Raw genomic sequence first — 13,652 nt, 5'->3', positions numbered from 1 at the left:
TGAATCCTTTGTATGTGGAAGGCCGCTTACAGGTGCACGGCGAAATCGGAAACCGCGCTCAGATACAGCGCCGTGATCGCACGCTGGCGCGGATCGCTGATGGCCTGGATCGTCACGCCGAGCTGGGTACGGGTAGCCGGACGCATGCGGCCGGACAGCAGGTTCGCGTCCACCAGATTGATGAGCTTGGCCGGATCGCCCGCCGCGTTCACGTACGGGGTGATATCGATTTTCACCATGCTGCTCAGGTTGCCCGCGATCAGGTTATAGGCCAGGTTGGCGCGCGTTACCGCCAGGCTCGGCGAATAGATCTGGAATTCCGGTCCGTACAAGGCCGGCGAACCGGGCAGACGGGTCATCGGCGAGTAGAAATTGAACACGCTTGGCGACTTGAGCAGCTCCTGGCCGACGCCGTGGTAACTCCAGAACAGATTGGTCGGGTCCAGCACCTGTCCATTGAGCGCGCGCACCAGGCCGAGCGTGTGCATGATCGGATCCTTGAGCTGGCCGTGGGCGGCGCCCGGCGTGGCCGGACGCGCTTCGACGTCGGTCAGCACCGCGCGCAGGGTGGCGGCCAGGTCGCCGCGGCCAGCCGGGCCTTGGGCGAACACATCGGCCACGCGCTTGATGTAGGCCGGGCTCGGATTACTCGTCACAAACGCGCGGATCAGGCGCGTGGCGATGAATGGCGGCAGGTTCGGGTGCTGGAACAGGTTCTGCATCACCGCGTCGTAATCCTGCACCGTGTTTTGCCCGGCTGGCAGATGCGTACCGTTGAGCAAGGTCTTGGCGCCCTTGTCGTGATAGGCGTCGCGCGGCTGCAAGGGGCCGGTGAAGTTTTCCCAGTTGATGCCGGTGGCGTTGCTGCCGGCGTAGGTCCAGCCGCTCAGCGCGCGCGAGAATTCGCCGATATCGGCCTGGGTGTAGGCGGGAATGGTCTCGCCGTTGCGGTCGAGCTGGGCGCTGCCATCCTGGTTCAGCATGGTCGTGCCGATGGTAAACAGCTGCATCACTTCGCGCGCGTAGTTTTCGTTGGGCGACGGCATGACGCTGTTGCCCAGGTCGAGATACTTGCCCATGGCCGGGTTCAAGGTCATCTCGCGCAGCAGATTGTTGAAGTTGCCGAAGGCGTGCTTCTGCAAGGTCATCAGCCAGGGCTGCACTTCGTTCGGGTAGGGATTCTTGTCGGCTGAAACGACGAAGATTTGCGACAGCGCGAAGATCATGCGCTGGCGCAGCTGGTCCTTGCCGGTCGCCATGTTGCGGTACCAGTTGGTGGCCAGCTGGTTCAGGCTGCTTGCAACCGGCATCGGGCTGGCGGGCGTGGCAAACTGCTGGGTCAGCCAGGCGTTCTGGCCGATGGTTTGCAACTGGGCTACCTCGGCTGCGGTTGAACCGAAGCTGGCCTGTTCCAGGAAGCGTACCGCGGCCACCTTGGCTGCGTCTGGAACCGGGATCGGCGTTGGCGTTGGCGTTGGCGTCGGCGTCGGCGTCGGGGTTGGCGTCGGCGTTGCGACAGCGGTACGCAACGGCAGCACGATCGATCCGGACACGGGCGCTGTCCCGTACGTCTTTGCGGAAATGGTCACCGCATTGTTGGCCGGCATCACCATCGGTGCAACATATTTGCCGTTTTGGGAATTGACGGTGCCCACGGCGGCGTTACCGCCCGGAACGCCATTGACGGAAAACTCCATGCTGCGTCCCACGCCATCGAGCTTGCCGAGCAGCCACACCGTGCTGCCCAGCGCAAACGGCGCCTTGCCGCTGTATTCGACCGTCACTGTCGCCGCAAACGCCGGCGCGGCCACCATCAGGCACACGGGCGCCCACATCCACACTCTGCTACCTTGCATTTCAACCTCCCTGTTGTCGTTGTCGTATCCGCGCCTTGGTCGAAGCGACAAAGACAGGCCGAACAGCGAACATCATCAGGGAGAGCGAATTACCGATAGATTACAGAAGACCAATTTACTGCATTTTTGACAAGAATCCCACAGCAACGTTTCCTTATCGAGGTCTGACCCCGGTTAGGAAACATTGTCGAGTGGAAGTGAACCCTTATCTGAGGCCGAGCGCGACGGCCAGCTTTTCGGTGTCGTACGAGGGCGATACGCCGAGTACGATCGAGAGGGTGTCGCGGCAGCGCCGGTAGGCGCCGAAGGCGGCCGCCGCGCCATCCTGCGCGTGGGCGCAGCGCATCCAGCCGCGGTAGTTCGCCTCCGACAGCGGCTCGGCCGCCAGCGCGCGCTGGTACAGGCTCAGGGCGCAGCCCCATTCCTGCATCGCTTCGAGCAGCCGCCCAAGCTGGCCGACCGCGGCGAGGAACAGGTTGCGCGCGCGCTCGCGCACCGGCAGGATCCAGGTGTCGTCGGCGCCGTCGCAGAACGGGCCACGGTACAAGTCGAGCAGCGCGGCGCTGCAGCGCCCCACTTCCGCCACCGCGGCGTGCGCCGGCAGGCCGGCAATGGACGCGCACAGGTCGGCCAGCGCGCTCACGTCGGTCCAGACGCGCGCTTCGGCCAGGTGCGTCCTGCCGCCGGAAACGACCACCGCCTCATCGCTGAGCAGCAGCTTGCGCAGGCGGTGCACCGTCACGTTCAGCGCCGATTTGGCGACGTCGGTGCTGCCCCACAGCTGCGCGACCAGCGCCGCCTGGGCCTTGCCGCCCTCGCCCGCCGCCACCAGGTTCCTGAGCAGGGCCAGTGGGCGCTGCTGCGCCTTGCCGGTGGCAACCACCGGCGCGCCGTGCAAGGTCAGCTCGAATTTTCCGAGCGTGCGTACCGCGACCGGCCATGGCCAGCCTTGCACGCAGCGCGTCGGCGCGGCCAGCCGCTGACGCATGACGATGGCGCCGACATGGGCCGCATCGATGCCGTTTTCCAGCGCCAGCGCCGCCACCCGCGCGGCCAGCGCCGGCACCGTCGCAAACAGGGCGTTGGCCTGGCGGCGCCGGTGGCTGGACATCGCCGCGTCCACCAGCGCTGCCGCGCGCGCGCCCTCGCCGCTGGCCGCGCTGGCGCAGGCGTCGATGAAGTCGCGTTCTTCGCCCAGCAGCACCGCTTGCACGCCAAAGGCGGCGGCCACCGCCTGGCCGTAGCACGCCTGCGCCGCGACATACGCGCCGGCCCACGCGTGGCAGGCGCCGAGGAAAGCGTCGAAACGGACCCGCTCGCGCGCCGGAACGCCGGCGTCGACGGCCAGGCGCAGCGTCTCCTGCGCGACGTGCAGCGCGCCAGCCATGTCGCCAGCCAGCGCCAGGCACTGCGCATCGAGGGCGTTCAGCTCGACCAGCTGCAAGGGGCGCGACGCCGGCAGCGCCGCGCGCATCTGGTCCAGCAAGCTGCGCGCCGCATCCACCGCGCCGGTGCCGAGCAGGTGGTGCACTTCGAGCGACTGGAACAGCACCGGATCGAGGCCGGCATCGATGACGATGCGGCGGGCCACGCCGGTGATGCGCTGCGCCTGCCCCAGGTCGCCCTCCTTGTTGTACCAGCGCGCCACCCGGCTGTACCAGCGCACCCGGTGCGAGGCGCCGACAGCGGCATCGTCGGCGCACGCGCCAAGCTGCGCCACCAGCGCGTTGGCGCGGCCGGCGTTGTCCATCCAGTCGAAGTAGCGCAGCAGGCAGGCGCCCGCTTCCAGCCGTGCCAGCGGATCGTCGACCTGGTCGAGCGCCAGCCGCGCGCGCTGCACGCACGCCGCCAGCAAAGGCGATTGCGGCGCCACGTACAGCAGCGCGCAGGCCATGCGCGAATGCAGCCGCAGGTCGAGCGCGGGATCGAGCGCCGCCGGGTCGAGCGCCTGCACGCCCTCGGTCAGCACCGCCAGCCAGCGCGGCAAGGCGCTGAAGTCAGCCCATTCGGCGTCGTAGGTGCCGATGATGGCGCTCACCGCATGTAGGCGCGCGGGCAGGTCGCCGGCTTGCTCGAAAGCGCGTTCGGCGCGGATCAGGATGCGCCGCGCGTGCAGCGGCTGCGCATCGGCCAGCGAAACGCCGTGCCAGTAGGCGAGCCAGGGCTGGGTGTCGGCCATGTCCGCCGGCAGGCAGCTCATCCAGAGGCGCAATGACTGGCCACGGCCACTGGCCACCATGCCGGCGGCACGGCGCAGCAGCAAGCCTGCCAGCCCCTGATGCGCCTGGACCTCGATATACAGGCTCGCCGCTTCATCGATGCGGCCGTGCGCGTCGGCGATGGCTGCGGCCTGGGCGGTCAGCGCCAGCCGCCGCGCCGGATCGAGCAGTTCGCGCGCCTGCTGGCGCAGAAATGCGCCGAACAGCCCGTGGAAAGCGTAGCTGTCGCCGCGCCGCTCGACGAACAGGCGGCGCCGGTACAAGCGTTCGAGCAGCAGCGGCGCGCCAGGGTCGCCCGTGAGCGTGTGCGCATCCGCGCCGGACATGGCCGGCAAGCAGGCCAGCATCAGCAGCAGGTGCTGCGATTGGGCGGGCAGGCGCCCGACAATCTCGCCGGCGAAATAGCGGAACAGCGCTTCGCGTCCTTCCGTCAGGCCGGTGCGCGGCTGCCCGAGGACACTGCGCAGCAGCGCAACGCCCGCCGCCCAGCCATCGACCAGATCGAGCCATTGCGCCACCTCCGGATCGGCCGGGTCGCCTGCCTGCGCCAGCGCGCGCGTCTCGGCGGCGTCCAGGCGCAGCGCGTCCCAACCGATCGTGCCCAGCCGCCCGTCCAGCTCCATGCGCGCGAGGCACGCGGGCGGCGCTTCGCGGCTGACGGCCAGCAGCGTCACCCCGGCCGGCACTTCCGCGCATGCCGCTTGGAGCAGGTAGCCGGCGTTATCCCAGTCGACGTCGTGCGCGTTGTCGAGTACGACAAGAGCGCCTTGCGGCAGGTGGGCATAGAACTGGCGGAAGAACAGACGCGCGTGTTGTGCCGCATCGCCTGCCCCTTGCGGAGCGCGCCACGGCAAGGCGCCGTCGAGGGTGCGCAGCGCGTCGGCCAGGAAGAACAGCAGCGTGGCCGGATCGGCGTCGCCCTGATCGAGCTGGCACCACAGCACCGGCGCCTCGCACTGGAGCGCATAGCTGGCGGCCAGCGTGGTCTTGCCGGCGCCCGGCGGGGAGGAAATCCACAGCACCGCATGCCGGCCGCGCAGGCGGTCGATCAGCGAGAACAGGCGCGTGCGCTGCAGCGGCTCGCACAGGCGGGGAAGCGTCAGCTTGGCGTAGGCCGGAACAGCGTGCGGCCGTGGGTGAGTGCGTGTTCCGATTGCGCGTGTAGCCATGGTCTCGCTGTCGTTCAGGGCCCGAAGGCGTATACAATACACGAGCGCACAGCGCCACCGCCGTATTTTTCCTTACCGCCAGGGCGGCTGGACCGGGTCTCCATTCTCTCAAAACCATGGCAATTTTCAGAACAGAAAACCTGGCCCTGTTCGATCGGCAGCACGCCTTGTCGGACGCGCGCCACACCGTCATGCTGGTCGATGACATGGACGCCAACGTTTCCGTCATGGCCGCGATCCTGCGCCCGCACTTTCATCTGGTCGAAGCGCGCGACGGCCAGGAAGCCCTGCGCCTGATCGGCGAACTGCCGCCATCGCAGGAGCTGGCGTGCATCGTGAGCGACCACCGCATGCCGCGCATGAGCGGCGTGCAGCTGTTCGAGCGCACCTCGCTCATGCTGCCCGATACCCTGCGCATCCTGGTGACGGCCTACCTCGATCTCGACGCCATCGTCGACGCGGTCAATGCCGGCCACATCTACCGCTTCATCGCCAAGCCATTCGACGCCGGCGGCTTCCTGCTGGCGGTGCAATGCGCGGTGGCCGCTTTCGAGCATCGCCGCCTGCTGGGCGCCTATCACCGGGCGCTGGAAGATACGCTGCCGGTGCTGCCGGCGGCGGCAGCGGCGCTGCGCGAGCAGGCGCGCGCAGCGCAAACAAGCCTGTCGGCGCTGGAAGAGCGCGCGCGGGCCGCGCTGCCCACATAACATATCGGTAATCGTTCGGTAACTCCTGGCGGCCTGGAATCTGGCCACAACACGAGGAGAGCGATGAATACCTTTACTTTATCAATCGCGGCCGGCATCGGCGCGTCCGTCCTGGGTGCGTCATTCGCCCATGCGGCAACCGCCATCGTCAGCGTGCATGCGGCAGCGCCGCAGGTCATCGTGGTCGAAGTGCAGACCGCCGCCACCAACGAAGCCGGCGGCACGGCCACCAAGCCCGACCTGCTCGACCTGACCCTGTCCAAGTGGCTTGTCAACAGCCGGGTGGCGCTTGGGATCAGCCGCATGTCGACACCGTACGACGAGCAGAAGGCGCTGACCAATGCCAGTCCCAACCTGTTCCCCGTGACGGTGCGCCACAAGATCTATCTGCGGCTGGACAATCCGCTGGTCCAGGGACAGCCGTACACCATCATTACACCCTACGGCGCAACGCGGCTGGCCTTCGACAACCGCGCCACCTGGTGCGAATCGATCAAGGTCAACCAGACCGGCTACAGCAAGCTGGCCAGCTCGCGCTTCGCCAATTTCGGCGCGTATCTGGGCGACGCCGGCTCGCTCAAGCTGCCGGCCGGGTCGCGCTACGAGGTGATCGACCAACGCAGCGGCAGGGTGGTGCTCGGCGGCGAAGCCCGATACATCAAGGACGATACTGCCATCGCCGGCGCCAGCTCCGGCGAGCATGTCTACCGCCTGCGGCTCGACCAGCTGGCCGAGGGCGGTCCCTACTTCGTGTCGGTGCCGGGTTGCGGGCGTTCGCGCTCGTTCGCCGTCGGCGATGACGCCAGCCGCAAGATCGCTTATGTTTCCGCGCGCGGCATGTATCACCAGCGCTGCGGCACGGCGCTCAAGGACCGCATCGTCTACTTCGCCGACCGCGGCGGCTATATCGGGCCGTCTCCGGAAAGCCAGGCCTACCCTCAGGGGGCCGCCAAGTTCCTGTCGTGGGGTGCGACCACGACGCAGGGGAAATATGCGGACGTGTATGCGTTTGCGTCGCTGTTCGCAACGGACGGTGTCAAGAAGCAGGCCTACATCAATGCGGTCAGCCAGTATGCCGACTTCTCGCTGGGGCTTAATCCCTTGGGACGCTCGTTCGTGACCGGGCTGGGAACGGACACGCCGCAAAGTCCGGCGCATCTCGATTCTTACTTCACCAAGTACGGGCTTGCCGACGGTGCCGGCGGCGATCCGCATGTCAAGGCCATCGGCAATGTGCCGGGCATCGTGGTGTACGGACCGACCGAGGGACGCAGCGGCGCGGCCTATCAGACGGCGGTGAGCAACAAGCTGTATCCGGCGTGGGACAAGCTGCCCGGCCTGCGGCGCTGGGGCGACGGCTGGTCACTCATTAACAGCAATGAGTTCAGCACCTGGGAGACGATGGTGTGGAACGCGGCGATGCACGGCTTTCTGTACAACGCCAGCCAGGACCCGGAGGCGACCAGCACGCCGGCCGAATGCGATGGCGCGACGTGTGCGGAGACAAAGCCGAATGCCTGCGTGATCGAGCCGGCGAGGTTTGCAACGCCACGGGCTGCGCCGGGGACGCGTGTGTATGGGTTCAGCGGGATTAACAGCTATGGAGCTTGCACCACCAAGGTGGCGCAGTTGAGCTGCGAGATGCCGTAGTACCAGTCGCCCCTCGCGGGCGGGAGCTCAAGTTCGCAGCGAATCAACGGACTTGGTCCCCCGCCTGCGCGGGGGCGACGGCGGCTAGCTCAGGTTTTCAAGGCGGATCTTGACGACCTTGCCCACCACCGCACCAAGTGCTTCGATCTTGCCGATCGCCGCATCGATGTTCTTTTCCTGCGTCTGGTGCGTCAGCATGATGATGTCGGTGCGCGTTTCGCCTTCGCCCGGTTCCTTCTGCAGCACCGCGTCGATCGAGATCCTGGCGTCGGCCAGGATGCGCGTCAGGTCGGCCATCACGCCCAGCTGATCCTTCACATACACCCGCAGGTAGTAGCTGGTGGTGATCTCGGACATCGGCAGGATCGCCACGTTGGTCATCTGGTTCGGCTGGAACGCCAGATGCGGCACGCGGTATTCCGGATCGGCCGTCGCCAGGCGGGTGATGTCGACCAGATCGGCAATCACCGACGACGCCGTCGGCTCCGCGCCCGCGCCCTTGCCGTAGTAAAGCGTGGCGCCGACCGCATCGGCCTGCACCAGTACCGCGTTCATCGCCCCTTCCACGTTGGCGATCAGGCGCTTGGCGGGAATCAGGGTCGGGTGCACGCGCAGCTCGATTCCTTCCACGCCATCGACCACGGTGCGCTTGGTGATCCCCAGCAGCTTGATACGGTAGCCCAGCTGCTCGGCGTAGCGGATATCGATCGCCTGCAGGCTGCTGATGCCTTCCACGTGCGCCTTGTCGAACTGCACCGGGATGCCGAACGCAATCGCGGCGATGATGGTCGCCTTGTGCGCGGCGTCCACGCCTTCGATGTCGAAGGTCGGATCGGCTTCGGCGTAGCCCAGCTCCTGCGCCTGTTTCAGCACGGTGGCGAAGTCGAGCCCCTTGTCGCGCATCTCGGACAAGATGAAGTTGGTGGTGCCGTTGATGATGCCGGCCACCGATTCGATGCGGTTCGCCGTCAGGCCTTCGCGCAGCGCCTTGATGATCGGGATGCCGCCGGCTACCGCCGCCTCGAACGCCACCATCACGCCCTTGGCCTGGGCCGCGGCGAAGATCTCGTTACCGTGCAGCGCCAGCAGCGCCTTGTTGGCGGTGACGACGTGCTTGCCGTTGCTGATTGCCTTGAGCACCAGGTTCTTGGCCGTGTCGTAGCCGCCAATCAGTTCGACCACGATGTCGATGTCGGGATGGTTGACCACCAGTTCAGGGTCGTTCACCACTTCGCAGTCGGTGCCCACGATGGCGCGCGCGCGTTCCACGTTGCGCACCGCGACCATCGCAATCTCGATGCCGCGGCCGGCGCGGCGCCGGATTTCTTCCTGGTTGCGTTTGAGGACGTTAAAGGTGCCGGCACCAACTACGCCGAGGCCGATCAGGCCGATTTTGATGGGTTTCATAGTTCTTTATCTGGTAGAGGTATCAGCCGCGCCCATGGCGGCGTCGGTAGCCGTCAAGGAAGCGCGCAATGCGGCCGCAAGCGTCGGTCAGGTCGTCGGAATTGGGCAGGAACACAAGACGGAAGTGATCCGGCGCGATCCAGTTGAAGCCCGTTCCCTGGACCACCAGGACTTTTTCTTCGGCCAGCAGGTCGTAGGCAAACTGCTGATCGTCCGCGATCGGGTACATCACGGGGTCGAGGCGGGGGAACATGTACAGCGCAGCTTTTGGCTTCACGCAGGTCACGCCCGGAATGTCGGTTAAAAGTTTGTGCGCCATGTCGCGCTGGCGCAGCAGGCGCCCGCCGGGGCCAACCAGGTCGTTGATGCTCTGGTAGCCGCCCAGCGCGGTCTGGATCGCGAACTGGCCCGGCGCGTTGGCGCACAGGCGCATCGAGGCCAGCATGTTCAGGCCATCGATGTAATCCTTGGCGTGGCGTTTTTCGCCCGACACCACCATCCAGCCGGCACGGTAGCCGCACGAACGGTAGTTTTTCGACAGGCCGTTCAGGGTAATGAACAGCACATCGTCGGCCAGCGACGCAATCGAGTCGTGCTGCTCGCCGTCGTACAGGACCTTGTCGTAGATTTCGTCGGCCAGGATGATCAGCTGGTGCTGGCGCGCCAGTTCGATGATCTCGAGCAGGATTTCGCGCGGATACAGCGCGCCGGTCGGGTTGTTCGGGTTGATCACCACGATCGCCTTGGTGTTGCTGGTGATCTTGCGGCGCATGTCGTCGATGTCGGGAAACCAGCCGGCCTGCTCGTCGCAGACGTAGTGCACGGGGTTACCGCCCGACAGGCTCACGGCCGCGGTCCACAGCGGGTAATCCGGGGCCGGCACCAGCACTTCGTCGCCATTGTTCAACAGACCGTTCATGGCCATGACGATCAGTTCCGACGCGCCATTGCCGAGGTAAATGTCTTCGATGGTCACGCCGCTGATGTGCTTGCTCTGCGTGTAGTGCATGACGGCCTTGCGCGGCGCGAACATGCCTTTCGAATCGGTGTAGCCGGCGGCGCCGTGCATATTGAGGATCATGTCTTGCACGATCTCGTCGGGCGGGTCGAAACCGAACACGGCCAGGTTGCCGATATTGAGCTTGATGATCTTGTGGCCTTCTTCCTCCATCTGCTTGGATTTCTCCAGCGCGGGGCCGCGGATTTCGTAGCAGACGTCGTCGAGCTTGTTCGATTTCAGAATCGGTCGCAAAATATTTCCCTGTTCAGTGGCTTTGTTGCAGTGCGAAAAATACCCATTCTGCCGAAAGGAGGCGATTTAATCAACCTGAGGTTTCGCCAAAATTCGGCAAAAACACGCGAAATGGTATCGCTTTGACGTCCGTTTCGCGAAAATTCGCGGTTTACTGGACTTTGTGGCATGCTAACGCCACGCGCAGTGCCAAAGTGCCCTGCATCACCTTTTCAGTGCCCATGCCATGAAGCTCCATTCCAGCACCACCCAACAATACCAGACCGTGACCGGTTACGACGAAACCGGGGTCGAAATCAACGCCCAGCGCTTCGACTACAGCCTGCTCGTGATGCCCGAAACGCCACCGCGCGCCTGGGACGTCCCCCATTTCGAGGCGCTGACGGCCGAACATTTCGAGAAAATCGAACAGGACAAGCCGGATGTGGTCATTCTCGGCACCGGCGACCGCCAACGGTTCGTCCATCCGAAGCTGATCGCCGCGCTGCTGGAGCGCCGCATCGGCTGCGAATGCATGGATAACAAGGCGGCCTGCCGGACCTACAACATCCTGATGGGCGAGGGGCGCAGGGTGACGCTGGCGCTGATTTTGGGCGAGGCTCGTTAAGAACGTAAGGCTGCCCAGCCGTCGTTCCCGCGCCGCCTTGGCGCGGGAAGTCGGTCCTGCCAGTGGCAGAACCGACGATGGCACTTGCAATCCAGCACCCCGCCCCCATATCTGCTCCGCCCAAACACGTTTCCCCCTCCCCTGTTGCGCTGCGGGGTATAAAATCAGCGCTGACTCACCTTCAGGAGAGAACCTGTGGCTGATAGCCAAACTGCAGCACCTTATACCGACTTCTCCGCCGTCATGACGGGCGACAAGCCGTTCCAGCTGTCCGGCCGCCCTGCCCGCTACACCGTGCTGTACTTTTATCCAAAAGACAATACGCCTGGCTGCACCACCGAAAGCATCGCTTTTCGCGACCTGCACGCGCAGTTCCAAGAGGCCGGCACCGAAATCTACGGCATCAGCCGCGATTCGCTGCGCTCGCACGAAGGCTTCAAATCCAAGCTCGGCCTGCCGTTCGAACTCATTTCCGACCCCGAGGAAGCCATGTGCCTCCAGTTCGGTGTGATGAAAATGAAGAATATGTACGGTAAGCAAGTGCGCGGGGTCGAACGCAGCACGTTTGTAATTGACGCTGATGGTAAATTGATGAAAGAATGGAGAGGCGTGAAAGTCCCTAATCACGCCGAGGACGTGCTGGAATTTATAAAGAGCCAACCTTGAGCAGGACGGCTCGAAGCCAGGGGACCCTGTCGATCAACCTGCAGCAGAACCGATTGCACCAGCCATTTTGAGTCACACCTTCCGTATTCCGCATCATCCCAATCTGGCGGCCTGCCGGCCCGGCCACTATGCCGGGCCCGACCACCACCCCCTTAGTTCGCACAGCCGCATCGAGCCCGCCGCCACAAGCGCCGCCTGCGCCGACGCCACCGGGCTATCCTCCTGCACCTTTTTAGATTGAGACTCTGATGCCACTGCCAAAAATCCCCACCAAGCCAGCCACCCTGCTGCTGGCCGAAGATTATCCAAAAGCCGACCGCACCAAGCCCGCCGCCGTGCAGGCCGCCCCGGTCGCCAAACCAAAACTGAGCGCGGTGGCCGAGATCGCGGCCGAACCGGTCGCCAAAGCGCCGGCCAAAACCACGCGCGCCAAGGCGCCAGCCAAGCAGGCTGCCCTGGTCGCCCCGCCGCCGGCGCCGCTGGTCTCCTCACCGCTGGTAATGGAAACGCCAGTCGCCAAACCTTCCGGCCGCGGCAAGGAAAAGCAGCCGGTCGACCTGGAAGCGCCGCACCCGGCCAAGCACAAGGCTGTCGAGATGACGGTCAAGTCCTCCACCAGCCGCCATGCCGACCAGACCGGCAAGACCAAGATGTTCGTGCTCGACACCAACGTGCTGATGCACGACCCATCGTCGCTGTTCCGCTTCGAAGAGCACGATGTCTACCTGCCGATGATGACCTTGGAAGAGCTGGACGATCACAAGAAGGGCATGTCCGAAGTGGCGCGCAATGCACGCCAGGTCTCGCGCACGCTCGACGCGCTGGTCGGCAGCATCGACGATGGCGCGATCGAAAACGGCATCCCGCTGGCCAAGCTGGGCAACAAGGACGCCAAGGGCCGCCTGTTCTTCCAGACGCGCCTGCAAAACGGTCCGACCCTGCCTGAGGGCCTGCCGGTCGGCAAGGCCGACAACCAGATCCTGGGCGTCGTGCGCAACCTGGAAGCGGAGCAGCCGGGCCGTGCCATCGTGCTGGTGTCGAAGGACATCAACATGCGCATCAAGGCGCGCGCGCTGGGCTTGCCTGCCGAAGACTACTTCAACGACCACGTGCTGGAAGACAGCGACCTGCTGTACTCGGGCATCGTGCAGTTGCCGGACGACTTCTGGAACAAGAACGGCAAGGACATGGAGTCCTGGCAGGAAAACAAGAACGGCGTCTCGTCGACCTTCTACCGCGTCACCGGCCCGACCATGCTGACCTTGCTGGTGAACCAGTTCGTGTACCTGGAACCGAAGAATGGCGAAGCGCCGTTCTACGGCCAGGTCAAGCAGCTCAACGGCAAAACCGCCGTCATCCAGACCCTGCGCGACTTCAGCCACAACAAGAACAATGTGTGGGGCGTCACCGCGCGCAACCGCGAGCAGAACTTTGCGCTGAACCTGCTGATGAATCCGGAATGCGACTTCGTCACCCTGCTCGGCCAGGCCGGTACCGGCAAGACCCTGCTGGCCCTCGCTGCCGGCCTGGCGCAGGTGCTCGAGACCAAGCTGTATAACGAAATCATCGTCACCCGCGTCACGGTGCCGGTGGGCGAAGACATCGGCTTCCTGCCGGGTACCGAGGAAGAGAAGATGGGGCCGTGGATGGGCGCCTTCGACGACAACCTCGAAGTGCTCAACAAGTCCGATTCGGATGGCGGCGAGTGGGGTCGCGCGGCAACGCAAGACCTGATCCGCTCGCGCATCAAGATCAAGTCGCTCAACTTCATGCGCGGCCGCACCTTCGTGAACAAGTTCCTGATCATCGATGAAGCGCAGAACCTGACGCCGAAACAGATCAAGACCCTGGTCACGCGCGCCGGTCCCGGCACCAAGATTCTGTGCCTGGGCAATATCGCGCAGATCGACACGCCGTACCTGACCGAAGGTTCGAGCGGCCTGACCTACGTGGTGGACCGCTTCAAGGGCTGGTCGCACAGCGGCCACGTGACCCTGGCGCGCGGCGAACGTTCACGCCTGGCCGATCACGCGAGCGAAGTGCTGTAACACGCCGCGTTCCGACAGACTAGTACAGTCGAAACGGTCTCTCTCCAGTCATCTGGACAGAGGCCGTTTTC

General features: G+C 65.0%; 9 protein-coding genes. 5 read left to right on the top strand and 4 right to left on the bottom strand.

Annotated elements, in window-relative coordinates; all coding sequences use genetic code 11:
- Positions 1 to 26: 26 nt before the first annotated feature.
- Together RBA41_RS21880 and RBA41_RS21875 are read right to left on the bottom strand one after the other, a co-directional pair.
- Positions 27 to 1,856 (bottom strand): DUF1800 domain-containing protein, encoded by a 1,830-nt coding sequence (locus RBA41_RS21880; RefSeq protein WP_306626361.1) that lies wholly within the window; start codon positions 1,854 to 1,856, stop codon positions 27 to 29.
- 205 nt (positions 1,857 to 2,061) lie between these two features.
- Positions 2,062 to 5,244 carry an AfsR/SARP family transcriptional regulator gene (locus RBA41_RS21875; RefSeq protein ID WP_306626360.1) on the bottom strand — a complete coding sequence of 1,061 codons (3,183 nt, stop codon included), beginning with the start codon at positions 5,242 to 5,244 and terminating at the stop codon, positions 2,062 to 2,064.
- 116 nt (positions 5,245 to 5,360) lie between these two features.
- Here RBA41_RS21875 and RBA41_RS21870 point away from each other — a divergent pair, with 116 nt between their 5' ends.
- Positions 5,361 to 5,951 (top strand): response regulator, encoded by a 591-nt coding sequence (locus RBA41_RS21870; protein ID WP_306626359.1) that lies wholly within the window; start codon positions 5,361 to 5,363, stop codon positions 5,949 to 5,951.
- A gap of 63 nt (positions 5,952 to 6,014) precedes the next feature.
- Entirely contained in the window at positions 6,015 to 7,601 is a 1,587-nt protein-coding gene (locus RBA41_RS21865; RefSeq protein ID WP_306626358.1) for a glycoside hydrolase family 9 protein, read from the top strand.
- 84 nt (positions 7,602 to 7,685) lie between these two features.
- On the opposite strand, the gene RBA41_RS21860 is transcribed toward RBA41_RS21865, so the two are convergent.
- Positions 7,686 to 9,008 carry a homoserine dehydrogenase gene (locus RBA41_RS21860; RefSeq protein WP_306626357.1) on the bottom strand — a complete coding sequence of 441 codons (1,323 nt, stop codon included), beginning with the start codon at positions 9,006 to 9,008 and terminating at the stop codon, positions 7,686 to 7,688.
- A gap of 22 nt (positions 9,009 to 9,030) precedes the next feature.
- Positions 9,031 to 10,260: a pyridoxal phosphate-dependent aminotransferase gene (locus tag RBA41_RS21855; RefSeq protein WP_306626356.1), complete on the bottom strand. Its 1,230-nt coding sequence runs from the start codon at positions 10,258 to 10,260 to the stop codon at positions 9,031 to 9,033.
- Between the two features lie 226 nt (positions 10,261 to 10,486).
- On the opposite strand from RBA41_RS21855, the gene RBA41_RS21850 reads away from it, so the two are divergent.
- The 3 genes from RBA41_RS21850 to RBA41_RS21840 all read left to right on the top strand — a co-directional run bounded on the left by RBA41_RS21850 (position 10,487) and on the right by RBA41_RS21840 (position 13,581).
- On the top strand, positions 10,487 to 10,867 hold the full coding sequence (locus RBA41_RS21850; protein WP_306626355.1) for an Mth938-like domain-containing protein: 381 nt from the start codon (positions 10,487 to 10,489) through the stop codon (positions 10,865 to 10,867).
- A 195-nt stretch (positions 10,868 to 11,062) separates the two neighbouring features.
- Positions 11,063 to 11,533, top strand: coding sequence for a peroxiredoxin (locus tag RBA41_RS21845; protein WP_306626354.1), 471 nt, complete (start codon positions 11,063 to 11,065; stop codon positions 11,531 to 11,533).
- 248 nt (positions 11,534 to 11,781) lie between these two features.
- Positions 11,782 to 13,581, top strand: a complete 1,800-nt coding sequence (locus RBA41_RS21840; protein WP_306626353.1) for a PhoH family protein — start codon at positions 11,782 to 11,784, stop codon at positions 13,579 to 13,581.
- Positions 13,582 to 13,652 lie beyond the last annotated feature (71 nt).

The organism is Massilia scottii (assembly GCF_030846495.1).
Classification (GTDB): Bacteria; Pseudomonadota; Gammaproteobacteria; order Burkholderiales; family Burkholderiaceae_D; genus Telluria_A; species Telluria_A violaceinigra.
This window is presented reverse-complemented; position numbering and strand designations above follow the sequence as displayed.